We start from the raw sequence: 23,684 nt of genomic DNA, 5'->3' as shown, positions 1-23,684 counted from the left end.
TCGGTCAAAAGTATCGCCCGTTCAGCGTTTCAGAAGCGGGTCTAAAAGCAACGACCACAACACGTAACGTAATCATTGACAACTAAAATAATTTTCTGTTACCTTATTATTAGATTTAGCACTCGAGGAAACAGAGTGCTAACAGAGGTGATGAGAGGATGTTAACTGAACGTCAACTGTTTATTTTACAGATTTTGATCGAGGATTACATTCGAACTGCTGAAGCTGTAGGATCACGCACGCTCTCAAAGCGAAAAGAAGTAACGTTTAGTTCAGCTACAATTCGTAATGAGCTTGCAGATTTAGAAGATATGGGGTTTATTGAGAAAACTCACAGTTCTTCAGGTCGTGTTCCTTCAGAAAAAGGCTATCGCTTCTATGTAGACAATCTTCTATCACCGCCAGTCTTATCTAACAGTGATGTGAAAGATATTCACTCGCTTTTTGCAGAAAAAATGGTCGAGGTTGAGAAAGTTATCCAGCAATCTGCTAAGATCCTTTCTGAACTAACACAGTATACATCGATTATTCTTGGTCCTGAGGTTTTCGAAACAAAGCTTCGCCAGGTGCAAATCATACCACTCTCGAAAGAGACGGCCGTCGTAATTCTGGTAGCTGACAGTGGCCACGTGGAGAATCAAACCATTAAGATTCCACCATCTGTAAGCATGTCTGATATCGAAAAGGTCGTTAACATTATGAACGAACGTCTTAAAGATGTTCCATTAGTATCACTTAAATCGACCATGATGCAAGAGATGGCTACAGTTTTGAAAAAACACATAGAAAACTATAATCAAGTGAATACGATGCTTGATAATCTTTTTCTCTATACCAATGCAGAAAAAGTGTACTACGGCGGTAAGACGAACATTCTAGCTCAGCCCGAATTCAAAGATGTTGAGAAAGTAAGACTATTATTAAACACCTTTGAGCAGGATGATTTGATGTACAACATCCTTCGTCCTGAGAAGAAAGGGATCGAAGTTAGAATCGGTCAGGAGAATGATCTTGAGGCGATGCAGGAATGTAGTATCGTGACAGCAGACTACTTTATCGAAGGGAAACGTATGGGGTCTCTCGCTTTACTTGGACCAACGAGAATGGAATATCACCGTTCGATGAGTCTTTTAGGCTTTCTGGCGAATGACCTTACGAGTACATTAACTGAGCGATATCGAAGTTTCAAACACTGGTAATTTGGTAATAGTGAAAAGGGTGGGAGATCGATATCTTCCATCTATTTCTATGAATATACATGTAGATTACGTTGGGGAGGTGAAATTCGTGGAAAAGCAGAACAGTCATCATGAGGAAGAGATCGTAACTGAAGAAGCTGAAAATCTTGAACAAGAAGTTGAAGAAAATCAGGAATCTGAGGTTATCGAACCTGAAATGAATGAGGAATCAGAGCTTGAAAGCTTGCAGAAGCAAGTTGATGAGCTTGAAAATAAATATTTGCGTACACAGGCGGAGTATGATAACTTCCGTCGTAGAACGCGTGAAGAGCGCAGTGCTGATGCGAAATATCGTTCTCAAAAACTTGCTGAAGAACTTCTACCGGCAATCGATAATTTTGAGCGAGCGCTTGCTGTTCAAAGCGATCATGAAGAAGTGAATTCTCTACTAACTGGCATGGAGATGGTCTATCGTCAGCTAAAAGATGCTCTTGCAAAAGAAGGTATTGAAGAAGTAGGAGCACAAGGGGAAGAATTTAACCCTCACCTGCATCAGGCAGTTATGCAAGTCGAATCAGATGAGTATGATTCAGATGTCATTGTAGAAGTGTTGCAAAAAGGGTACAAGTTGAACGAACGTGTCCTTAGACCTGCAATGGTAAAAGTAAGTTCATAATTACATATGAAGATATAGGAGGTAGAAACAATGAGTAAGATTATTGGTATTGATCTTGGTACAACAAACTCTTGTATTGCTGTTATGGAAGGCGGCGAAGCGACGGTAATTCCTAACCCAGAAGGTAACCGTACGACACCTTCAGTAGTAGCATTCAAAGATGATGAAAGACTAGTGGGTGAGGTTGCAAAGCGTCAAGCGATCACGAACCCAAACACGATTCAGTCAATCAAGCGTCATATGGGTACAGACTACAAAGTCGATGTAGAAGGTAAGTCTTATTCTCCACAGGAAATCTCAGCGATTATCCTTCAAAAACTTAAGTCTTACGCAGAAGACTATCTTGGTGAAGGCGTAGAAAAAGCTGTTATCACAGTACCTGCATACTTTAACGATGCTGAGCGTCAAGCAACAAAAGATGCTGGTAAAGTTGCTGGTCTAGAAGTTGAGCGTATTGTAAACGAGCCAACGGCTGCGGCGCTTGCTTATGGTCTAGATAAAGAAGACGAAGATCAAACTATCCTTGTCTTTGACCTTGGTGGTGGTACATTCGACGTATCTATCCTAGAATTAGGCGGAGGCGTATTCGAAGTTAAATCAACAGCTGGTGACAACCGTCTAGGTGGAGATGACTTTGACCAAGTGATCATCGATCACCTTGTTGCTGAATTCAAGAAGGAGAACGGTGTAGACCTTTCTCAAGATAAGATGGCACTTCAGCGTTTGAAAGATGCTGCTGAGAAAGCGAAGAAAGACCTTTCTGGAGTAGCTCAAACTCAGATTTCACTTCCATTTATTACGGCTGATGCTTCTGGTCCTAAACACCTTGAGCTTAACTTGACTCGTGCTAAATTCGAAGAACTTTCTGCAAACCTTGTAGAACGTACAATGGGACCTACTCGTCAGGCTCTTAAAGATGCTGGCATGTCACCTTCTGAAATTGACAAGGTTATCCTTGTAGGTGGTTCTACTCGTATTCCTGCAGTACAAGATGCGATCAAGAAAGAAACTGGTCAAGATCCACATAAAGGCGTTAACCCTGATGAAGTAGTTGCACTTGGTGCAGCAATCCAGGCTGGTGTTATCGCTGGTGATGTGAAGGACGTTGTTCTTCTAGACGTAACACCACTTTCACTTGGTATCGAAACAATGGGCGGCGTATTTACAAAGCTTATCGAGCGTAATACAACGATCCCAACAAGTAAATCACAAACATTCTCGACTGCAGCTGATAACCAGCCTTCAGTAGATATCCATGTGCTTCAAGGTGAGCGTGAGATGGCTCAGTACAACAAGACACTCGGTCGCTTCCAGTTGACTGATATTCCTCCAGCTCCAAGAGGAACTCCTCAAATCGAAGTATCATTTGATATCGACAAAAACGGTATCGTGAACGTTCGTGCGAAGGATCTTGGTACAAACAAAGAGCAATCTATCACAATCAAATCATCAAGCGGTCTTTCTGATGAAGAAATTGAGAACATGGTGAAGGATGCTGAAGCGAACGCAGAAGAAGATAAGAAGCGTCGTGAAGACGTAGAAACTCGTAACGAAGCAGATCAGCTTGTCTTCACTACTGAGAAAACTCTTAAAGACCTCGAAGGTCAAGTAGAGGAAGAAGAAGTGAACAAAGCTAATGAAGCGAAAGACAAAGTTAAAGCTGCTCTAGAGAATGATGACATTGAAGCGATTCGTTCAGCAAAAGATGAACTTCAAGAAGTTGTTCAAGCTCTAACGACTAAGATGTATGAGCAAGCAGCTCAAGCTCAACAGGCTCAGCAAGCTGAAGGCGCTGGTTCTGAAGCGAAGCAAGATGACAACGTCGTTGATGCTGAATACGAAGAAGTTAATGAAGACGACAAAAAGTATTAAATAAGATAAAGAAAAAGTCAAAGTCAAGCGTATCTCGGCTTTGACTTTTTTCTTAGTGTAAGCACGTTCTTAATAAAAGGTGGCGCGGCCATTCTATCTTTCGTTTTAATATGACGATGCCGGCCTGCGGGTCTTGCAATATAGTATTGCAGTTCGTAATAAATCAATGGTAAGATAAAGGTTATGTGAAGAGAATCGGGAGTGGATACGATGAGTAAACGAGACTATTATGAGGTACTTGGCGTAAGCAAAGATGCCTCAGAAGCTGAGATGAAAAAAGCTTATCGAAAGCTTGCTAAACAATACCACCCGGATATCAACCAGGAACCGGGGGCAGATGAAAAGTTTAAGGAAATAACTGAAGCGTACGAAGTACTGAAGGATCCACAGAAAAAGGCGCAATACGATCAGTTTGGTCATACTGATCCTAACCAAGGATTTGGAGGCGCAGGTGGCGACTTTGGTGGCTTTGGTGATATTTTCGATATGTTCTTTGGCGGTGGAGGTCGAAGGAATCCAAACGCGCCTAGACAAGGTGCTGATCTTCAATACGCGATGACACTTACTTTTGAAGAAGCGGCTTTCGGAAAAGAAACAGATATTTATATTCCGAAAGAAGAAGATTGTTCGACATGTGACGGTTCTGGAGCGAAGCCTGGAACAACACCGGAAACGTGCCACCATTGTGGTGGAAATGGACAGCTTAACGTTGAGCAGAACACACCGTTTGGTCGTGTTGTAAACCGAAGAGTATGTCATCACTGTGAAGGTACAGGAAAGTTAATTAAAGACAAATGTAAAACGTGCCGCGGAAAAGGTAAAGTTGAAGTTAAGAAGAAGATTCATGTTAAGATGCCTGCTGGTATCGATGAAGGGCAACAGATTCGAATCACTGGAAAAGGTGAAGAGGGCGTAAACGGAGGACCTCCAGGAGATCTATTCGTTGTCGTCTATGTTAAGCCCCATGAGTTTTATGAGAGAAATGGAGACGACGTGCATTGTGAAATGCCGATTACATTTGCTCAAGCTGGTCTTGGGGATGAAATTGAAGTGCCAACCCTACACGGCAAAGTAATGCTGAAAGTTCCTGCTGGAACGCAAAGTGGCACGAACTTTAGGTTGAAGGGCAAGGGTATACAAAATGTACGTGGATACGGTCAAGGTGATCAACACGTGAAGATCCAAGTTGTAACACCGAAACATTTAACTGATCGCCAGAAAGAACTTTTACGTGAATTTGGTGAGATATCTGGGCAAGTACCTGAGGAACAGCATGAAAATTTTTTCGCTAAAGTGAAAAAAGCGTTTAAAGGGGAATAACAAAGGAGAAAGCTGGTAACAGGAAGCAGGTCTAGTGATTAGACCTGCCTGTTTCCTTTCCGAGAAAAAAGGATCCAAAGAGGAGTGGAAATGAATGAAATGGTCTGAGATTAGCATTCATACAACAAATGAAGCGATAGAAGCAATATCGAATATATTGCATGAAGCCGGTGCAAGTGGGGTGGTTATAGAAGACCCTATGGACCTTGTTAAAGTTTGGGATACCTCGTTCGGAGAAGTCTACCAGCTTAATCCAGATGATTACCCTGAAGAAGGGGTTGTTCTTAAAGCATACTTACCTGTGAATAGTTTTCTTGGTGAAACCGTTGAACAAATAAAGGAAGCGATCAATGGGTTGCTTGTGTATGATATCGACCTTGGACGAAACACAGTTCAGATTAGTGAAGTAAACGAAGAAGAGTGGGCAACAGCTTGGAAGAAATACTATAAGCCAGTCAAAATATCTGAGCGAATAACCATCACTCCAACTTGGGAAGAGTACACGCCGGTTAATACAGATGAGATCATTATTGAACTTGATCCAGGAATGGCGTTTGGTACAGGAACTCATCCGACTACTGTCATGTGCGTTCAAGCGCTTGAAAGAATTATCGAACCTGGTCAAAAGGTGATTGATGTTGGAACTGGCTCTGGAGTATTAAGTATTGCCGCTGCAAGCCTCGGAGCTGAGACTGTTGAGGCGTTAGATCTTGATGATATCGCTGTTAAGAGTGCGTACTTAAACGCAAAACTTAATAAGATTCATAATAAGATAGATGTCAGACAGAACAACTTACTTGATAATGTAGAGGACACGTATGACGTGGTCGTTGCAAACCTTCTATCGGAAATCATAGTGCGTTTTACTGATGATGTAGCGAGAGTACTTAAGCCTGGTGGAGCCTTCATTACTTCAGGTATTATTACTGCGAAAAAGCAAGAAGTTAAGCAGTCGATTATGGAACAAGGTCTTGTAATAGAGGAAACTCTCCAAATGGAAGACTGGGTTGCTTTCATAGCTAGAAAGCCCGTCGAGTAGGGAATTCGATGCAAAGATATTTCATTCGAGATGCTACCATTAATGATGAGACGATTAAGATAGACGGTGAAGATGTCAAGCATATAGCTAAAGTCATGAGGATGGAGGCGGGCGATGAAATCATCGTTTGTTCTTCTTCTGGACAATCAGCTGTATGCGAATTAACAAGTGTGGAACAGGGTCAGGTGTTAGCAAAGCCTGTTCGATGGTTAGATGAAGACAAGCAACTGCCTCTATGTGTGACCATCGTTCAAGGTTTACCAAAAGGGGATAAACTGGAGTTGGTCATCCAAAAAGGCACAGAGCTTGGAGCAGATCAGTTTGTTCCTTTTAAAGCAGAGCGTTCTATTGTAAAATGGGATAAGCAAAAAAGCGACAAAAAGCTACAAAGGTTAAATAAGATTGCAAAAGAAGCCGCTGAACAATCTCACCGAACGACGATTCCCGCAATCGATGAGCCTTGTACGCTCTCACAGCTTATCGCATTAAGCGAGTCTTATGACCATAAGATCATTGCTTTTGAAGAAGAAGCAAAAGCTGGAGAATCTTCAAAACTTGCTCAAACGCTTCAACAAGCGAATGAGAATGACCGTTTCCTAGTTGTATTTGGTCCTGAGGGTGGTCTCTCAGACAATGAAGTAAGAAAACTTGAAGAGTCAGGTTTTACTTCCTGTGGTCTGGGTCCACGAATTTTGCGAACTGAGACGGCTGCTTTATATGTACTTGCAGCAATCTCATATCATTTTGAATTAATGAGGTGATCCTATGCCTTCAGTTGCTTTCCATACATTAGGTTGTAAAGTTAATCATTATGAAACGGAAGCGATATGGCAGTTATTTAAAGAACAAGACTATGAAAGAGTCGAGTTCGATCATGCTTCGGACGTATATGTAATCAATACGTGTACGGTTACGAATACTGGTGACAAGAAGAGTCGCCAGGTTATTAGGCGTGCGATCAGAAAGAACCCAGATGCAGTCATCTGTGTTACGGGCTGCTACGCACAAACGTCCCCTGCAGAAATAATGGCTATACCAGGGGTAGACGTTGTAGTTGGTACACAAGACAGAGTTAAAATGCTCGATTATATCGAACAATATAAACGAGAAAGAGAGCCTGTAAACGGCGTAAGCAATATTATGAAGGCTCGAGTATATGAAGAACTAGAGGTACCTGCCTTTACTGACAGGACTCGTGCATCCTTGAAGATTCAAGAAGGTTGTAATAATTTCTGTACGTTCTGTATCATTCCATGGGCTAGAGGCCTCTTACGCTCTAGAGAACCAGAAGCAGTTATCGAACAGGCGCAACAGCTTGTTCAAGCTGGATACAAGGAGATCGTTCTTACAGGCATCCATACAGCAGGATATGGTGAAGACCTTAAAGATTACAACTTTGCTCAACTTTTACGTGATTTGGACGCAAAAGTGGATGGATTGAAGCGTATAAGGATCTCTTCAATCGAAGCTAGCCAAGTTACTGACGAAGTTATAGAAGTATTGAATGCTTCGGACAAAGTTGTGCCACACCTCCATATTCCACTTCAGTCTGGATCGAATACGGTTCTTCAAAGAATGAGAAGAAAATATACGATGGAAATGTTCGGAGAACGTCTTGAACGTTTGAAAAAGGCTCTACCTGGACTCGCGATTACGTCTGATGTGATCGTTGGCTTCCCTGGTGAAACTGACGAAGAGTTTAAGGAAACATATGATTTTATTTCGAAACACAAATTCTCAGAACTGCACGTTTTCCCATTTTCTAAACGTACAGGAACACCTGCTGCAAGAATGGATGATCAGGTTGATGAAGAAGTGAAGAATAAACGCGTTCATCAATTAATTGAGCTTTCGAATCAGCTTGCAAAAGAATATGCTTCTCAATATGAAGGTGAAGTACTGGAAGTAATTCCCGAAGAAAAATTCAAAGATTCACCTGAATCTAACTTATATGTAGGGTATACTGCTAACTATATGAAGGTAATTGTTGAAGCTTCTGAAGAAATGATTGGTAAGATCGTTAAAGTAAAGATCACGAAAGCTGGATATCCTTATAACGAAGGACAGTTTGTTAGAGTGATGAACGAAGAGGAACCAGCTTCAGCTGTTGCATCATTATAAATTAAGGACTGCCGAACTCCTTAAGTTTCGGCATACATAAGATTTGGAAGGATGATATGAAATGAACCAAGAACTAGCAAACATGATCGATCACACTGCACTTAAACCTGATACTACTCGTGAGCAAGTAGAAAAGCTTTGTCAAGAAGCAAGAGAGTTTAATTTTGCATCTGTATGTGTAAACCCTACATGGATTACATTAGCAGCTGACATGCTTAAGGGTGCAGAAGCGAAAGTATGTACAGTAATCGGTTTCCCTCTTGGAGCTACGACTACAGAAACAAAAGCATTTGAAACGAAAGATGCGATCGAAAAAGGTGCAACTGAAGTGGATATGGTAATCAATATCGCTGAGTTAAAAGCGGGTAACGATGACTATATCGTTAACGACATCAACGCAGTTGTAGAAGCAGCAAAAGGCAAAGCACTTGTAAAAGTTATCATCGAAACGTGCCTTCTAACTGACGAAGAGAAGAAGCGTGCTTGTGAACTAGCTGTTAAAGCTGGAACAGATTACGTGAAAACTTCTACTGGATTCTCTACTGGTGGTGCAACTCCTGAAGATATTAAGCTTATGAGAGAAACTGTTGGACCTGAAATCGGCGTTAAAGCTTCAGGTGGCGTACGTGACCTTGCAGGAGCTCAAGCAATGATCGATGCTGGTGCTACTCGTATCGGTGCAAGCGCAGGAGTAAAAATCGTACAAGGCGAAACTGCTGACACAGATTATTAAGAGTAACTAAAAAACCAATCCCTAGGGATTGGTTTTTTATATTGCCTTGCCGCCATGTAGGCGTTCGATCATAGTAGCAAGGATGCCGGCTAAAGGTAAGAAAAGCAGGGATGAAAACACATTGAATATGATTGAGACGTGAGCGAGTTGCACATCTGGTAATGTGGTAACGTATTCCACCATTCTACTGAACACGTCGATTAAAGGATAAAACAACAATACACCAAGAACATTGATCCAAATGTGTGCATAAGCTGATAATTTTGCTTCTCTCGAACTTCCGATACTTGCGAGCCATGCAGTTACACAAGTGCCGATGTTAGCTCCATATAAAATCGCAATTGCAGAAGGAAGTGTGAGCAAATCTTGATTGATGAAACTCATTGTAATTCCAGTCGTAGCTGAGCTCGATTGAATAAGCGCAGTAAGGATCGTTCCAATTCCTATCCCGTAGAGTAAACTCGTGTTCGTTTCGTTAATAATGTGATCGAAAAAAGATAAAGATGATAGCGGAATGGACATTGCTTCAAGCCCGTGCATCGAGACAAAGATACATCCTAGTCCAAACAAAACTGTTCCGATACTAAAAAGGATTTGTTTTCTAATCTGTAAGAAGATGAAGCCTACAATCAATAAAGGTATCGTAAACTGATCAGGATTCAATGTCATTAGTTCTGCTGTAATCGTAGTACCGATGTTAGCACCGAGTATAATACCGATTGATTGTCTAAATGTTAACAGCTTTGTGGCGATCAGCCCTACAGTTATAACCATGACAGCTGAACTGCTCTGGATGAGGGCGGTCACGAGCATCCCCATGATGAGACCTCGAAAAGGAGTTGCTGTCATCGAGGTTAACAGTCTCTCAACCTTAGCTTGAGAAAACGTTTGGAGGCCGATGCGAAGAATCGCCATACCAAATAGAAAGATACTGATAAAAACGATAAACGATGCCACGTAGGGACTCATATCTCGCCATCTCCTCTCCATAAAAAGTGTATGGACAGGACCGGAAACACATGCTTGTTTTTTATTAACATAAAAAAATCAAATAAAGAAATGTTGATAAACCGTTCGGCATGTATTATAATTGCAGGTGACATGTCTTTGTTAGAAAGTCATGTGTTATGATTGTGTATGTTTTGGAGGGAGGGATAGAGATGGCGGAAACTCGCGTGCGTAAGAACGAGTCGATCGATGATGCTCTGCGTCGCTTCAAGAGAACGGTTTCTAAAGAAGGCACTTTGGCTGAAGTTAAGAAGCGCAAGCACTATGAAAAGCCAAGTGTAAAGCGTAAAAAGAAATCTGAGGCAGCAAGGAAAAAGCGTAAGTTCTAAGAGAGGGTGTTAGGTCAGTGAGTCTAAATGACCGTTTAACAGCAGATATGAAAGTAGCGATGAAGAACAAGGAAAAGCAGAAACTATCTGTTATTCGTATGGTGAAATCTTCACTTCAGAATGAGTCCATTAAATTGGGTCATGACCTGACGGAAGAGGAAGAACTTACCGTTCTCACTCGCGAAGTTAAGCAACGCAAAGACTCCCTCCAAGAATTTGACAAAGCTGGTCGAAGTGATCTTGTGCAGAATCTCGATGAAGAGCTGTCGATTTTAACTGCCTACCTGCCGAAACAATTGTCTGAAGAGGAAGTCGAAACACTAGTTCAGCAAGTGATTGCAGAAACTGGTGCTACTTCCAAACAGGAAATGGGTAAGGTAATGGGTGCGCTTATGCCTAAAGTAAAAGGCAAAGCGGACGGCGGACTTGTAAATCGCCTTGTACAAAAGAACTTATCATAAATATGATCAAGCTAAATCACGCCCTGTGTAAGCAGGGCGTGTTTTTATGTATTGTGTCACAATTCTTGCTAGCTTTTCCTTATTCAATTTGTCATACTTATAGTAAATTACATACATTTTTGAAACCTGTTTGTGAGTTGATCCGTATATATAGAAAGCTTGAAAGGAGGGATTGACATCAGAAATGACGCCATCAAGCTAATGGGAATCATCGCGGTCTTAATGGCTATTGGATTCTCGTTCTTTGGACAAAGTGCAAACGGGCAAGGAGAAGGACAGGTCGTTTATTTTATACCTGTTGAGCAGGAAGTTGAACGTGGTCTAGAGGCATTTTTGAAGCGATCGATCGAGGATGCTGAAGAAGCTGGTGCAGACCATATTGTTCTAGAAATAGATACGCCTGGTGGTGCAGTAAACGCTGCGGATAATATTGGTGAAATAATCAAAGCAACAGACGTACCGATCACTGCGTATATCGCTGATAGAGCTTTATCTGCCGGTGCTTATATAGCTCTCAATACAGATCAAATCATAATGGAGCCAGGTGCATTGATGGGATCAGCGGCTATAATCGATCAATCAGGTAATACTGCTGGTAAGAAAGCTGAGTCGTTTTGGCATGCAGCGATGAAATCAGCAGCTGAATTGAACGATCGTGACCCAGAAATCGCGCTTGCAATGGCTGATCCAGACGTTGATCTACCTAAGTACAACGCACCAAAAGGGGAATTATTGACCCTTAATGATGTGGAAGCTAGTGAAGTGGGGTACTCCGAAGGTACTGCTGAGGACAGGACAGAGTTAGTGCAAATACTTAATCTTTCTGATGCAAAAATGATGGATGCTGAAGTCACCATAGCTGAAAAGATAGCTAGGTTCGTTACAAATCCAATCATCATACCCATCTTACTTTCTATTGGGAGTTTAGGTCTCGTATTGGAGCTCTATTCTCCAGGTTTTGGGATCCCTGGATTCATGGGTGCAGGTGCACTATTGCTATTCTTTTTTGGACATATGATAGCCGGTTTTGCAGGGTGGGAATCTATCTTGTTGTTAATAACTGGTATCGTCCTAATTCTTGTGGAAATCTTTATGCCGGGCTTCGGTATATTCGGTGTATTGGGAGCATTAGGAATTGTGGGGAGCATCGTGCTTGGCTCAGGTCAGTCATTACAGTATGTATTGATTGCAGTTCTGTTAGCAGTGGCAATAACAATCGGCGGCTCTTACCTCTTTATCAAATTATTTGGCTATCGAGGTTTTTTCAAAAAGATCGTTCTATCTGATTCTACCAAGTCAGAGCAAGGGTATGTATCGAACGTCTCTCGAAATGAGCTGATTGGAAATGAAGGTACTACGGTGACGCCATTACGGCCTGCTGGAATAGCAGATTTCGGTGATGAACGATTGGACGTTGTTACAGAAGGTGATTATATACCAGTAGGTACCACTATTACGATTACGAAAGTCAACGGATCGCGCATTGTTGTTCGAACCGTTAACAAATAAAAAGGAATTATAGGGAGGAAAACAATGGATACAGGTTCATTAGGTTTGATCATTATAGTCGGTCTTGTGATTATTGGTCTTGCGATCTTATTCACATTTGTACCGGTAATGCTATGGATTTCAGCTCTCGCAGCTGGTGTAAGGGTAAGTATTTTTAATCTTGTAGGAATGAGATTAAGACGTGTTATTCCATCACGTGTTATTAACCCTCTTATCAAGGCTGTTAAAGCAGGTCTTGATCTGAGTACGAACCAATTAGAGAGTCATTACTTAGCGGGTGGTAACGTTGACCGAGTTGTAAACGCGTTGATCGCTGCCCACCGTGCTAACATCGAACTTAGCTTCGAGCGTTGTGCAGCAATTGACCTTGCAGGTCGTGATGTGCTTGATGCTGTTCAAATGAGTGTTAATCCAAAAGTTATCGAAACTCCGTTTATCGCTGGTGTTGCGATGGATGGGATCGAAGTAAAAGCGAAAGCAAGAATTACAGTACGTGCAAACATCGACCGCCTTGTGGGTGGTGCTGGTGAAGAGACTGTTATTGCTAGGGTTGGAGAAGGGATCGTAAGTACAATCGGTTCTTCTCACGATCATAAGAAGGTACTGGAAAATCCAGATATGATTTCTCAAACCGTTCTATCAAAAGGTTTGGATGCAGGAACAGCATTTGAAATTTTGTCGATCGATATTGCAGATATCGATATCGGTAAAAACATTGGAGCTGTACTTCAAACTGATCAGGCAGAAGCAGACAAGAATATTGCACAAGCGAAGGCAGAAGAGCGCCGTGCGATGGCTGTTGCTCAAGAGCAAGAGATGAGAGCAAGAGTTGAAGAAATGAGAGCGAAAGTTGTGGAAGCTGAAGCCGAAGTACCAATGGCTATGGCAGAGGCACTGCGTTCAGGGAATATTGGTGTAATGGATTATATGAACCTAAAAAACATTGAAGCCGATACTGATATGCGCGATATGATTGGAAAATCAGATCAAGAAGAAGATGAGGATGATCGTTAATAATCCTCTCAGCAGATGGAGGTGACGATGTTGGAGGGTATTATTGAATTACTGTTAAATAACATCGTTTTCGTAATTATTGCAATCGGAGGGATCTTAAGTTTCTTCAAGCGAATGGGCTCGGAGGAAGAGGAAACAAAGCCTCCTTCTGGTCCTAGACGAAGCATAGGGCCAAATCAGGAGAATCCCTATTCATACGAGGACAACTCTTCAGAGCAGAGCTTTGATTTAAAACCGGAGCAGTATGATGCTTACGAAGAGGCTTTAGAACGTATCTCATCTAGAGATAATGCGTCTGAAGAACTTAAGGTGTATAAGCCAAATTCTTCAAAGCACCGTGAGTTTGGTGGAATTTCTATAAAGAAGAAGGATGTTAAGAAAGGGGTTATCTGGTCAGAGATCCTCGGACCTCCACGGTCAAAAAACCCGCATCCTTCAATGATGAAGATGAAGAATTCCAGAAGGTAATATAGAGGTCTCATTCATCTTATTAAGCCGTCGAGAAAAACTCGGCGGCTTTTTTGTATGGAAAATGGTTTAGAGTACTTTTATGAAAAAGTGATAGTTTGGCTTTGAATATCATAAAGATGAGATGAAAGGGGGAGTATCCATGGCAAAATGGAGGCATGGCCTAAAGGGATGGTTAACGAGTAGATTAAAGCTTCCTGCAGATGCAGTCATGGACTTACCGCGTATCACAATGGTGGGACAGCTTCATATTTACATAGAAAACCACCAGGGTGTATTAAAATTTTCTAATGAAGAAGTACGACTCCTCCTAAAACAGGGTCAGTTGTTGATAAAAGGAAAAGACTTCATGCTAAAAACGATACTGCCAGAGGAAATTTTGCTCGAGGGAAAAATCGAACACGTTTCCTACCTTGAGAGACCTGAAGACTTGTAGGGGGCTTTCAAGACCCGAACTGAATACAGGGGGTCAATGATGAAAGAATATATTCGAGAACTCTTTTCAGGATACGTTCGGATTAAAGTCGTGGGAAGTTATACTGAATTGTTTATTAACCGCTGTATCGAATACGGCATTCCCATCTGGAATATCAAACGCATAGATGAACAAACAATCGTATTATCCTTATATATTTCTGATATTAGGAGGATAAGACCACATTTAAAAAGGACGAGATGTAAGGTTAGAATCCATGAGCGAAAAGGATTTCCGTTTATGGTTCAAAGAATTGTTACATCTAGAGGGTTTCTTGCTGGAGTAATCGGTTCTATTTTATTGATCTTGATTTTATCCAATATGGTCTGGGCAATCTCCGTTAATGGTGCCTCACCTGAAGTAGAGCACAAGCTTAGAAAAGCTGCGTATGAACTTGGTATCAAAAAAGGGAAGTTCATTTTCCAGCTTCCTACCAACCAGGAAATCCAGCAGGAGCTCTCAGAAAGTTTGAAAGAAGTGACATGGATCGGTGTTAAACGAAATGGAACCTCTTATCATTTTCAGGTTGTTCAGAAACAACTTCCTGAAAAAGAGCCTGCCGCAGATCCTAGACATATCGTTGCAAAAAAGAAAGCTGTGATTACGAAAATGTACGTTGAAGAGGGTCAAGCTAAAGTGAAGGAAAATGCATATGTAAAACCAGGTCAGTTATTAATATCAGGGTTTATTGGGAAAGAAGAAAAAAGCCAACTCGTTCCTGCTAGAGGAAAAGTTTACGGTAGAACATGGTACGTCTCATCTGTTGATATTCCACTAAACTCTTCATTTGTGACGCACACGGGTGAGAGCAAAACGAATTATTCTTTCCGTGTTTATGGGTTCAATATTCCTATTTGGGGATTTAAAGCACCCGATTTTAAGCATTACGAAGTGAACGAGCGCGAAACAAATTTCCGCTTTCTTAAATGGCAATTGCCAATTTCGATTTCATTCAAGCATATGTTAGAAACGAAAGAGGTCGAGCGAACATATACAAATAAAGAAGCGGTTGATGCAGCACTGACTGTTGCTCGTGAAGACATTAAGGATAAAACAGCGGAAGATGCTGAAATTAAAACAGAAAAGATTTTGCACGAGAAGGTAGAGAATGGTAAAGTAAACGTAAAGATACACTTTGAAGTGATAGAGGAAATTGGAAAAAATATACCTATTGTTCAAGGAGATTGAGGTCTATTGACAGAACGAGTTGTTGACTTATCATTACAATTAGAAAATTCTAACGAAGCTCAGACTCTATTTGGTCCAGGAGATGAGCATCTCAAAATAATCGAAGAAGCACTAGAGGTTTCACTGGTTACGCGTGGTGAAGGGATAACTGTAAAAGGCAGCGAAGAGGCTGTTGATATGGTGAAGGACGTTATGTCCACCCTTCAGTCACTTATTAAACGAGGAGCTAGCATCTCTGGCAGAGATGTTGTATATGCATGTCAACTTGTTCAACAAGGCATGATCGAGCAGCTCCTTGAGCTCTATCAAGAAGAAATCACTACGAACGCAAAAGGTAAACCTATTAAAGTCAAAACTTTAGGGCAACGTCACTATGTGTCTGCTATGAAGAAAAACGACTTAGTATTTGGAATAGGGCCCGCAGGTACAGGGAAAACCTATCTAGCTGTCGTAATGGCGGTAGCAGCATTAAAATATAATCAAGTAAAGAAGATCGTGTTAACTCGTCCTGCTGTGGAAGCTGGGGAGAGCTTAGGTTTCCTGCCGGGTGATTTAAAAGAGAAGGTCGATCCTTATTTACGCCCTTTATATGACGCTTTGCACGATGTGTTAGGAGTTGAACAAACCTCACGCTTAATTGAGCGTGGGACGATTGAAATTGCCCCGTTAGCATATATGAGAGGTAGAACACTTGATGATAGCTACGTTATTCTAGACGAAGCTCAGAATACCACATCTCAACAAATGAAAATGTTCTTAACAAGATTAGGGTTCGGTTCTAAGATGGTTATCACTGGTGATATCACACAGATCGACTTACCAAAAGGCAAAGAGTCTGGACTCGCTGCAGCCGAAAAAATATTGAATCGAGTGAAAGATGTTTCGTTCATCTATCTTCAGCAAACGGATGTTGTACGTCATCCTCTCGTTCAAAGGATTATTGACGCGTACGAACATACCGATAAGTAATCATAAACTACCTGAGTTCTACACAAATAGAGCTTGGGTAGTTTTTGTTTTGAAAAGCTGTTTGATGTGCTTATTTTGTCTATTCTCATCCTTTTTGAAGAGAATTCTGATAAAATATTAGAAGGGTATTCGTGTTAAGGGTTAAATCTGTGAGGTGAAGCAATTGATGTTTACGAGGATTAAGAGCTTTATCCAGCATAATCTCCGTCATCTTGAAGGTGGTCAAATAACCAAGTGGTCGTTATATGCTGTAGCTGCAATCGTTATGTACGTAACCATGCTTTCAAATGTAATACCAGAGTCTTTAAATATTTCTTTGTATTCAAGAGCCAATCATGATATTGCTTCACCGATTACGATCGAAAATAGAAAAGCAACTGAAGAAGCACGTTCCAAAGCCGCTCAAATCGAAGGCAAATATGTTTATAGAGATGAAGTGCTGCAAGGTCAAGTAGACAATCTCAATGACTTGTTCTCAGGAATCGAGAAAGTAAAGATGACTGAAGAAGGCGATAAAACGGTCACAGAACAACTAACAGAATTAAGAACACTTTTATCATCTTCTATGGCAGAAGATATTAGCAATGATACGCTGAAACCATTATTAGAAGCAGAACGTACTCAGATCAGCTTAATTAAGGAACTTACGCTTTCTGAAGTGATGGAAGTAATGACAGATAAAGTTTCGATCGACAACCTAGAACAAGCACAAAGCGATGTTGAAACGAGCTTATCGTTAACTTCTTTGCCAAAGAATCAAAAACAAGCTATGATAACAGTTGCTCAACAGGCAATCGTTCCTAACTATTTTTTAGACCCTGAATTAACTGAGCAAAGTCGGCAGGAAGCGATTGAATCCGTTCAACCTGTTATGATTCGAGAGGGTCAGATCATCGTTCAAGAAGGTATGATCATCAATAGAGAAGTGATGGACAATCTTAGACTAGCAGGGCTGTTAGATGACGGCTTCGATCCCATCCCATATATCGGTTTAGCATTACTCGTCCTGTTGCTAACAGGTTATTTATATTATTTCGTTCAAGATATTGAAGATCGGGTGCGTACGAAAAACACGAATCTTTTAATTATTGTACTAGTGTTTTTTAGTACCTTGCTCGTATTGAAACTTTCTAGTCTACTCGGTACGGTCGAGTTTCCTGGTATTACATACATCGTACCAGCGGCTGTAGGATCTATGCTTATAAAGATGTTGTTTAATGAGCAGATTGCAATCGCTTCCAGTCTATTGTTCGCTGTATGTGCAGGTGTGTTTTTTAATGGAGAAATCACTGGACCTATGAACGCTTCACTTTCCTTTTATGTACTCATGAGTTCGTTGTCCGGTGTGTTTTTTCTTGGTAGAAGAAACCTCCGCTCGAATATTCTTAAGGCTGGTTTGCTCGTTTCATTGATAAACATTCTATCTGTGGCAATATTATTAATGTTGAAGAATGGTCAATATGGTGGTGTTGAAATCGGATACCATATGATATTCGCTTTCCTATCCGGGTTTCTATCATCTGTTCTTACATTAGGGTTGATGCCATTTTTTGAAGCTGGGTTTCGAATTGTATCCACTACCAGGTTAATCGAGCTATCAAGTCCGAATCATCCTCTTTTAAGAAAAATACTCGTTGAAACGCCAGGAACGTATCATCATAGTGTCATGGTCGCAAATTTATCTGAAGCTGCTTGTGAGGCGATTGGAGCGAACGGACTTTTAGCTAGAGTTGGAGCGTATTATCACGATATTGGGAAAACGAAGAGACCTCACTTTTTTATTGAAAACCAAATGAACATGGAAAATCCACATGATAAGATTGCTCCGCAGTTGAGTAAAACGATCATAATCTCTCATGCTACGGATGGAGCAGATATGTTAAGGAAACATCGCCTTCCGAAGGAAATCGTGGATATTGCTGAACAACATCATGGTACAAGTTTGTTGAAATATTTTTATTACAAAGCACTCGAGCATACAGACCATGGAATTCCAGAATCAGATTTCCGTTACCCAGGTCCTAAAGCACAAACAAAGGAAGCTGCTGTTGTAGGAATCGCAGATTGTATTGAGGCTGCTGTAAGGTCTATGCCGAAGCCGAGTCCTGACAAAATTGAGACGCTCGTTAAGAAGATCATCACAGAAAGGCTCGAAGATGGACAATTCGATGAGTGTGATCTATCACTGAGGGAGCTCGATATTGTAGCCAAAACGATACTCGAAACCTTAAACGGCATCTTTCATAGTAGAATCGAGTATCCAACAGAAATAAAAAAGAAGGTGACATCATGAGCATAGAAATAGAATTTCTTGATGAAACAGAGAAGATAACAGAGGAACATTTTAAGCTGATCAATGATTTACTTAGTTATGCAGCAGAAAAAGAAGAAGTAGAGGGTAGTGAACTGTCCATTACATTCGTTGATGCAGATAGAATTACTGAGATCAACCGAGAATACCGCGGCAAGGATTATGCTACAGATGTTATCTCATTTGCACTGGATGATGGTGAAGAAGATCCGGTTATTTTCGGTGAAGATTTCCCTCACTTACTCGGTGAAATTGTGATTTGTGTAGAGAAAATTTCAGAACAAGCAAATGAATATAACCATAGTTTCGAAAGAGAGCTAGGTTTCCTTACTGTTCATGGGTTTCTTCATCTACTAGGTTACGACCATATGACTGAAGAAGACGAAAAGGAAATGTTTGATAAACAGAAGGACATTCTGGAGCAATATGGACTTACACGATAGGAACTCAAAATCCAGGCTTACACGATTTTTGAATAGCTTCAAGTACGCGTCACAAGGGTTCAACTATTTAATTCGAAATGAGCAAAACTTTCTATTTCACCTCATCGTAGGGATGATCGTACTAATCATGGGACTCATTCTAAACTTATCATTAGTGAAAATGAGTATCCTACTATGTGTGATCGGAATCATGTTAAGTATTGAAGCCCTAAATACAGGCATCGAAAGAGTGGTTGATTTGGTTACGGAAGAAGAGCATCCTATAGCTAAGGTAGCAAAAGATGTATCAGCAGCAGCAGTCTTTCTTTTTGCGATTATTTCGGTTATAATCGGATTCCTTCTATTTTTTGAACCAATCACACGTTTGTTACAGTCATAAGGAGGCTACAAAATATGGATAAAAAAATGTTGATAGAAGAGGCAAGAAAAGCAAGAGAAATGGCATATGTGCCATATTCGAAATTCAAAGTAGGAGCAGCATTACTATCAGAAGATGGTACTGTATTTGGCGGGTGTAACATTGAGAATGCTGCGTACAGTATGTGTAATTGTGCTGAACGAACCGCTCTATTTAAAGCATATTCAGAAGGTCACACGAAATATAGCGCGATTGCAGTCGTTGCAGATACGAACCGACCAGTACCTCCGTGTGGAGCGTGTCGACAGGTTATCTCTGAACTATGTGACCCAGCTATGCAAGTGATCCTTACTAATCTAGATGGACAAATTCAAGAATTAACAGTCAGTGAATTGCTTCCTGGCGCATTTTCACCGGAGGACTTAAATGAGTAAAGAAGCGTTTAAATCGGGCTTTGTTTCCATAATCGGCAGGCCAAATGTTGGTAAATCGACGTTATTGAACCACGTGATTGGCCAAAAAATCGCCATTATGAGTGATAAAGCACAAACAACACGAAACAAAGTACAAGGAGTTTATACATCGAACGATGCACAAGTTGTCTTCATCGATACTCCAGGAATCCATAAACCTAAGCATAAATTAGGCGATTTTATGATAAAAATGGCCCAGAGCTCGCTGAATGAAGTTGATCTTATCCTATTTGTGATCAACGCTGAAGAAGGATATGGAGCAGGAGATCAATACATCATCGAACGTTTACAAAACGTCGATAGTCCTGTTTTCCTAGTCATTAATAAAATTGACCAAGTTCATCCAGATGAACTATTTCCATTGATCGATTTTTATAAAGATAAATATTCATTTGCAGAAGTCGTTCCTATTTCTGCTTTGCAAGGAAACAATGTGAATACCTTACTCGAACAGGTTATTAGTTATATGGAAGAAGGTCCTCAATACTACCCTAGTGACCATGTTACAGACCATCCAGAACGGTTTATTGTTTCTGAACTTGTTAGGGAGAAAGTCCTTCATTTAACGAGAGAAGAAATTCCTCATTCCGTAACTGTTGTAACCGAACAAATGAAACAGCGAGAAGGATCAGATGTGATCGATATCCACGTAACCGTCGTTGTAGAGCGGTCTTCTCAAAAAGGTATCATCATTGGAAAACAAGGAAAGATGCTTAAAGAGATTGGAAAGAGAGCAAGAAAAGATATCGAATCGTTGTTAGGATCAAGGGTTTACATGGAAATCTGGGTAAAAGTAGTGAAGGATTGGAGAAACAAAATGACTTCACTCAGAGACTACGGCTATAAAGAAGACGATTATTAAGATAAAATTTGTCAAATATTCCATCACATAAACCAACATAACAAAGGTCAAGCTACTTAGTAAGAGGAAAACTTTTTACAAATTGAAAGGTGGGATCTGAGATGTTGGAATTTACCTGGAAAGTGTTTTGTGAAACAGGAAACATCGATACTTATCTTCTTTTAAAGGAAATGGAATGCCTGGATACAGAAGATGCTGAGCCACTGATAGAACATGAAGAGGTGCCTCGTACACACTTGACATTGTGATGGAATTAGAGACAAGGAATGGGTTGGTGAAGCTCCTTGTTGAAAAAAGTAGAAGGTATTGTGATAAGAACGGTTGATTATGGAGAAACCAACAAAATAATTACTCTTTATACAAGAGAGACGGGTAAGGTTGGCGTCATGGCAAGAGGCGCAAAAAAACCAAAAAGCCGTCTTTCTTCCGTTTCTCAACTATTTGTATACGGACATTACTTATATCACCACACATCAGGACTTGGTGGGTTAAATCAAGGTGAACCGATCGACTCCTTCCGTTCAATACGTAATGATTTGTTTTTAACATCCTATGCAGCTTACGCTGTCGAGCTCGTTGATAAGTTAACGGAAGATAACAAACCAAATCCGTACTTGTTTGAAATGCTTTATCAGGTCATGCATGCGCTAGATGAAGAGAAGGATCCAGAAGTCGTACTGTTTATTTTCGAACTTAAAATGTTGCGTGTTGCAGGAATCAATCCTCAGCTAAGTTCTTGCGTAAATTGCGGGTTAGACAATGGGAAGTTTGAATTCTCTATACGAGAAGGCGGTTTTCTATGCCATCGTTGTTTGTCTATTGACCCTTACCATATTCCACTCAAGAAAAAGACGGCTGAACTTCTACACCTGTTTTCACACATGGATCTTGGACGACTCGGCAATATTTCTCTAAAGACAGAAACAAAGAAAGAAATCAGAGAAGTATTAAACCAGTACTTTGATGCATATTCAGGCCTTTTTTTAAAATCGAAGAGATTTCTTGAGCAGTTGGATCGTTTTAAGCTTGAATAGCAAAAACCCTGGCACGTTTCCAGGGTTTTTGCTATTTAATGTTAATTTTATGCAGAAAGCTTAAGGATAAATCGAACACTTTTACGAAAAGTCATTAATAGTATATAATAATGAAAATAAAGTATAACATTTTAGTAAGGTGGTGAGCCAAATCGAACTGAATAACCGTCAAGAAACAATCCTTCAGATCGTAAAGAATGAAGGTCCAATAACGGGTGAACATATTGCTGAGAAACTTAGTCTAACACGGGCTACGCTTCGGCCAGATCTTGCCATTTTAACGATGGCTGGTTATCTTGATGCGAGGCCAAGAGTAGGGTATTTTTATACTGGTAAAACTGGTTCTCAGTTACTTACCGAAAAAGTTAAGAAGATTAAGGTAGACGATTATAAGTCGATTCCGGTTGTTGTGCAGGAAAACACGAGTGTGTATGACGCGATTTGCTCGATGTTTTTGGAAGATGTAGGAACATTATTCGTGGTTAACAAACAAGCTCACCTCGTTGGGGTCCTATCAAGAAAAGATTTGCTAAGAGCTGCTCTCGGTAAACAGGATTTACAGAGTATCCCGGTAACGATTATTATGACAAGAATGCCTAATATTACAGTTTGCTTTCAAGATGATATGCTTATTGACGTAGCGAATCGATTGATTGAAAAGCAAATTGATGCACTACCCATCGTCAAGGAAGTGTCTGAGGGTATGGAGGTAATCGGAAGGATAACGAAAACCAATATCACAAAAGCGATGGTCGACTTAGCAAAGAATGAAATTATTTAGTATAGGAGGTACATATGACAAATACAACAAATCGTGCGGTCGTATATGTTATTTCTGACTCCGTGGGTGAAACTGCTGAGTTAGTCGTAAAAGCTGCTACAAGCCAATTTGATCCTACTGACTTTGATGTCAGAAGGGTGCCATATGTTGAAGATACTGCGACGATACAAGAAGTAATGACACTAGCAAAAGAAATGAACGCGATCGTTGCTTTTACTCTTGTTGTACCACAGCTGCGAGAGTTTCTATTAGATGTTGCAGCAAAAGAACGAGTTCAAGTGGTTGATATCATCGGACCAATGATCGACCACATCCAAGAGGCGATTGGTAAAGAGCCCCGAAACGAGCCAGGGCTAGTACATAAACTTGATGAAGATTATTTTAGAAGAGTTGAGGCAATCGAGTTTGCAGTAAAATATGATGACGGAAGAGATCCTAGGGGAATTGGGCTAGCGGACATCGTCCTCGTCGGAGTGTCTAGAACGTCTAAAACGCCCCTTTCTCAATATTTAGCGCACAAGCGGCTTAAAGTTGCGAATGTTCCTATCGTCCCTGAAGTGGAGCCTCCAGAAGAATTGTTTAAAGTATCTGAAGGCAAGTGTTATGCGTTAAAAATAAGTCCAGAAAAATTAAATGATATACGAAAAGAACGTTTGAAAGCATTAGGTCTAAATGCAGAAGCAAGTTATGCAAACATGTCTCGTATTAAAGAGGAACTAGAATATTTCGATAAAGTTATCCATAAAATGAATTGTCAGGTAATTGATGTTTCCAATCGTGCAGTTGAGGAAACAGCTAATTTAATTCTAAGCTTGTACAGAGGGAAGCATTCGTCTTAATTCTATATGAAAAGCATACTACCAAGAAAATGTTCTGGTAGTATGTTTTTTTGCGATAAATATCTGTTCAATTTAAATAATTTAGTATATAATCAAATATTGTCAATAAAATTTGTCTATAATCATAATAATAACTTTACCGACCGCTACATCATTACAGAAGCGGTTAAAATTCTGAAAGTTAAAACATAAATGCTAAAAGAAGGATAACTCAGGGAGATGT

General features: G+C 40.5%; 26 protein-coding genes. 25 read left to right on the top strand and 1 reads right to left on the bottom strand.

Features of this window, described 5'->3' with window-relative positions:
• Positions 1–158 precede the first annotated feature (158 nt).
• From hrcA to deoC, 8 genes are all read left to right on the top strand, one after another.
• Positions 159–1,199, top strand: a complete 1,041-nt coding sequence (gene hrcA, locus PFZ69_RS01940) for a heat-inducible transcriptional repressor HrcA (protein WP_270179342.1) — start codon at positions 159–161, stop codon at positions 1,197–1,199.
• 49 nt (positions 1,200–1,248) lie between these two features.
• A complete protein-coding gene (grpE, locus tag PFZ69_RS01935; RefSeq protein ID WP_270180595.1) occupies positions 1,249–1,854 on the top strand; it encodes a nucleotide exchange factor GrpE in 606 nt (201 codons plus the stop codon).
• Positions 1,855–1,884: 30 nt separating this feature from the next.
• Entirely contained in the window at positions 1,885–3,726 is a 1,842-nt protein-coding gene (dnaK, locus tag PFZ69_RS01930) for a molecular chaperone DnaK (protein ID WP_270179341.1), read from the top strand.
• Positions 3,727–3,936: 210 nt separating this feature from the next.
• On the top strand, positions 3,937–5,046 hold the full coding sequence (gene dnaJ / locus PFZ69_RS01925; protein WP_270179340.1) for a molecular chaperone DnaJ: 1,110 nt from the start codon (positions 3,937–3,939) through the stop codon (positions 5,044–5,046).
• A 94-nt stretch (positions 5,047–5,140) separates the two neighbouring features.
• Positions 5,141–6,085 carry a 50S ribosomal protein L11 methyltransferase gene (gene prmA, locus PFZ69_RS01920; protein WP_270179339.1) on the top strand — a complete coding sequence of 315 codons (945 nt, stop codon included), beginning with the start codon at positions 5,141–5,143 and terminating at the stop codon, positions 6,083–6,085.
• Positions 6,086–6,093: 8 nt separating this feature from the next.
• Positions 6,094–6,846, top strand: coding sequence for a 16S rRNA (uracil(1498)-N(3))-methyltransferase (locus tag PFZ69_RS01915; protein ID WP_270179338.1), 753 nt, complete (start codon positions 6,094–6,096; stop codon positions 6,844–6,846).
• 4 nt (positions 6,847–6,850) lie between these two features.
• Positions 6,851–8,206 (top strand): tRNA (N(6)-L-threonylcarbamoyladenosine(37)-C(2))-methylthiotransferase MtaB, encoded by a 1,356-nt coding sequence (gene mtaB / locus PFZ69_RS01910; protein ID WP_270179337.1) that lies wholly within the window; start codon positions 6,851–6,853, stop codon positions 8,204–8,206.
• Positions 8,207–8,267: 61 nt separating this feature from the next.
• Entirely contained in the window at positions 8,268–8,939 is a 672-nt protein-coding gene (gene deoC / locus PFZ69_RS01905) for a deoxyribose-phosphate aldolase (protein WP_270179336.1), read from the top strand.
• Positions 8,940–8,975: 36 nt separating this feature from the next.
• On the opposite strand, the gene PFZ69_RS01900 is transcribed toward deoC, so the two are convergent.
• Entirely contained in the window at positions 8,976–9,908 is a 933-nt protein-coding gene (locus tag PFZ69_RS01900; RefSeq protein ID WP_270179335.1) for a Na/Pi symporter, read from the bottom strand.
• A 191-nt stretch (positions 9,909–10,099) separates the two neighbouring features.
• On the opposite strand from PFZ69_RS01900, the gene rpsU reads away from it, so the two are divergent.
• The 17 genes from rpsU to PFZ69_RS01815 all read left to right on the top strand — a co-directional run bounded on the left by rpsU (position 10,100) and on the right by PFZ69_RS01815 (position 23,461).
• Positions 10,100–10,276, top strand: coding sequence for a 30S ribosomal protein S21 (rpsU, locus tag PFZ69_RS01895; RefSeq protein ID WP_224593651.1), 177 nt, complete (start codon positions 10,100–10,102; stop codon positions 10,274–10,276).
• Between the two features lie 17 nt (positions 10,277–10,293).
• Complete coding sequence (locus PFZ69_RS01890; protein ID WP_270179334.1) at positions 10,294–10,737, top strand: GatB/YqeY domain-containing protein; 444 nt, start codon at positions 10,294–10,296, stop codon at positions 10,735–10,737.
• Positions 10,738–10,938: 201 nt separating this feature from the next.
• Positions 10,939–12,246: an NfeD family protein gene (locus tag PFZ69_RS01885; RefSeq protein WP_442865120.1), complete on the top strand. Its 1,308-nt coding sequence runs from the start codon at positions 10,939–10,941 to the stop codon at positions 12,244–12,246.
• Between the two features lie 24 nt (positions 12,247–12,270).
• On the top strand, positions 12,271–13,260 hold the full coding sequence (gene floA / locus PFZ69_RS01880) for a flotillin-like protein FloA (RefSeq protein ID WP_270179332.1): 990 nt from the start codon (positions 12,271–12,273) through the stop codon (positions 13,258–13,260).
• A gap of 27 nt (positions 13,261–13,287) precedes the next feature.
• A complete protein-coding gene (locus tag PFZ69_RS01875) occupies positions 13,288–13,728 on the top strand; it encodes a hypothetical protein (RefSeq protein WP_270179331.1) in 441 nt (146 codons plus the stop codon).
• A 142-nt stretch (positions 13,729–13,870) separates the two neighbouring features.
• Positions 13,871–14,164 carry a sporulation protein YqfC gene (yqfC, locus tag PFZ69_RS01870; RefSeq protein ID WP_270179330.1) on the top strand — a complete coding sequence of 98 codons (294 nt, stop codon included), beginning with the start codon at positions 13,871–13,873 and terminating at the stop codon, positions 14,162–14,164.
• 36 nt (positions 14,165–14,200) lie between these two features.
• Positions 14,201–15,391, top strand: coding sequence for a sporulation protein YqfD (yqfD, locus tag PFZ69_RS01865; protein ID WP_333489722.1), 1,191 nt, complete (start codon positions 14,201–14,203; stop codon positions 15,389–15,391).
• Positions 15,392–15,397: 6 nt separating this feature from the next.
• Positions 15,398–16,360, top strand: a complete 963-nt coding sequence (locus PFZ69_RS01860) for a PhoH family protein (RefSeq protein ID WP_270179329.1) — start codon at positions 15,398–15,400, stop codon at positions 16,358–16,360.
• A 166-nt stretch (positions 16,361–16,526) separates the two neighbouring features.
• Positions 16,527–18,653 (top strand): HD family phosphohydrolase, encoded by a 2,127-nt coding sequence (locus tag PFZ69_RS01855; RefSeq protein ID WP_270179328.1) that lies wholly within the window; start codon positions 16,527–16,529, stop codon positions 18,651–18,653.
• Positions 18,650–19,114, top strand: coding sequence for an rRNA maturation RNase YbeY (gene ybeY / locus PFZ69_RS01850; protein ID WP_270179327.1), 465 nt, complete (start codon positions 18,650–18,652; stop codon positions 19,112–19,114). The genes PFZ69_RS01855 and ybeY overlap by 4 nt, the downstream gene beginning before the upstream one ends.
• Before the next feature lie 28 nt (positions 19,115–19,142).
• Positions 19,143–19,493 (top strand): diacylglycerol kinase family protein, encoded by a 351-nt coding sequence (locus PFZ69_RS01845; protein WP_270179326.1) that lies wholly within the window; start codon positions 19,143–19,145, stop codon positions 19,491–19,493.
• A 14-nt stretch (positions 19,494–19,507) separates the two neighbouring features.
• Positions 19,508–19,906, top strand: coding sequence for a cytidine deaminase (locus tag PFZ69_RS01840; protein WP_270179325.1), 399 nt, complete (start codon positions 19,508–19,510; stop codon positions 19,904–19,906).
• Positions 19,899–20,807: a GTPase Era gene (gene era / locus PFZ69_RS01835; protein ID WP_270179324.1), complete on the top strand. Its 909-nt coding sequence runs from the start codon at positions 19,899–19,901 to the stop codon at positions 20,805–20,807. The genes PFZ69_RS01840 and era overlap by 8 nt, the downstream gene beginning before the upstream one ends.
• A 101-nt stretch (positions 20,808–20,908) precedes the next feature.
• Entirely contained in the window at positions 20,909–21,055 is a 147-nt protein-coding gene (locus tag PFZ69_RS01830; RefSeq protein WP_270179323.1) for a YqzL family protein, read from the top strand.
• Between the two features lie 36 nt (positions 21,056–21,091).
• On the top strand, positions 21,092–21,841 hold the full coding sequence (gene recO, locus PFZ69_RS01825) for a DNA repair protein RecO (protein WP_270179322.1): 750 nt from the start codon (positions 21,092–21,094) through the stop codon (positions 21,839–21,841).
• Positions 21,842–21,980: 139 nt separating this feature from the next.
• Complete coding sequence (locus PFZ69_RS01820) at positions 21,981–22,622, top strand: helix-turn-helix transcriptional regulator (RefSeq protein WP_270179321.1); 642 nt, start codon at positions 21,981–21,983, stop codon at positions 22,620–22,622.
• Between the two features lie 14 nt (positions 22,623–22,636).
• A complete protein-coding gene (locus PFZ69_RS01815; protein ID WP_270179320.1) occupies positions 22,637–23,461 on the top strand; it encodes a pyruvate, water dikinase regulatory protein in 825 nt (274 codons plus the stop codon).
• The last annotated feature ends 223 nt before the right edge of the window (positions 23,462–23,684 follow it).

The sequence above is a fragment of the Alkalihalobacillus sp. CinArs1 genome, from assembly GCF_947387515.1.
GTDB lineage: Bacteria > Bacillota > Bacilli > Bacillales > Guptibacillaceae > Guptibacillus.
The sequence above is the reverse complement of the archived record's forward strand: the minus strand, read 5'-3'. Positions and strand labels throughout refer to the sequence as shown.

Coding starts and splice junctions, on each gene's coding strand:
- dnaJ (WP_270179340.1), top strand. CDS start 3,937: ATGAGTAAACGAGACTATTATGAGGTACTTGGCGTAAGCAAAGATGCC.
- floA (WP_270179332.1), top strand. CDS start 12,271: ATGGATACAGGTTCATTAGGTTTGATCATTATAGTCGGTCTTGTGATT.
- yqfC (WP_270179330.1), top strand. CDS start 13,871: ATGGCAAAATGGAGGCATGGCCTAAAGGGATGGTTAACGAGTAGATTA.
- PFZ69_RS01815 (WP_270179320.1), top strand. CDS start 22,637: ATGACAAATACAACAAATCGTGCGGTCGTATATGTTATTTCTGACTCC.
- PFZ69_RS01915 (WP_270179338.1), top strand. CDS start 6,094: ATGCAAAGATATTTCATTCGAGATGCTACCATTAATGATGAGACGATT.
- yqfD (WP_333489722.1), top strand. CDS start 14,201: ATGATGAAAGAATATATTCGAGAACTCTTTTCAGGATACGTTCGGATT.
- PFZ69_RS01885 (WP_442865120.1), top strand. CDS start 10,939: ATGGGAATCATCGCGGTCTTAATGGCTATTGGATTCTCGTTCTTTGGA.
- hrcA (WP_270179342.1), top strand. CDS start 159: ATGTTAACTGAACGTCAACTGTTTATTTTACAGATTTTGATCGAGGAT.
- ybeY (WP_270179327.1), top strand. CDS start 18,650: ATGAGCATAGAAATAGAATTTCTTGATGAAACAGAGAAGATAACAGAG.
- prmA (WP_270179339.1), top strand. CDS start 5,141: ATGAAATGGTCTGAGATTAGCATTCATACAACAAATGAAGCGATAGAA.
- PFZ69_RS01840 (WP_270179325.1), top strand. CDS start 19,508: ATGGATAAAAAAATGTTGATAGAAGAGGCAAGAAAAGCAAGAGAAATG.
- rpsU (WP_224593651.1), top strand. CDS start 10,100: ATGGCGGAAACTCGCGTGCGTAAGAACGAGTCGATCGATGATGCTCTG.
- PFZ69_RS01830 (WP_270179323.1), top strand. CDS start 20,909: ATGTTGGAATTTACCTGGAAAGTGTTTTGTGAAACAGGAAACATCGAT.
- era (WP_270179324.1), top strand. CDS start 19,899: ATGAGTAAAGAAGCGTTTAAATCGGGCTTTGTTTCCATAATCGGCAGG.
- dnaK (WP_270179341.1), top strand. CDS start 1,885: ATGAGTAAGATTATTGGTATTGATCTTGGTACAACAAACTCTTGTATT.
- PFZ69_RS01855 (WP_270179328.1), top strand. CDS start 16,527: ATGTTTACGAGGATTAAGAGCTTTATCCAGCATAATCTCCGTCATCTT.
- PFZ69_RS01900 (WP_270179335.1), bottom strand. CDS start 9,908: ATGAGTCCCTACGTGGCATCGTTTATCGTTTTTATCAGTATCTTTCTA.
- PFZ69_RS01875 (WP_270179331.1), top strand. CDS start 13,288: ATGTTGGAGGGTATTATTGAATTACTGTTAAATAACATCGTTTTCGTA.
- mtaB (WP_270179337.1), top strand. CDS start 6,851: ATGCCTTCAGTTGCTTTCCATACATTAGGTTGTAAAGTTAATCATTAT.
- grpE (WP_270180595.1), top strand. CDS start 1,249: ATGAATATACATGTAGATTACGTTGGGGAGGTGAAATTCGTGGAAAAG.
- deoC (WP_270179336.1), top strand. CDS start 8,268: ATGAACCAAGAACTAGCAAACATGATCGATCACACTGCACTTAAACCT.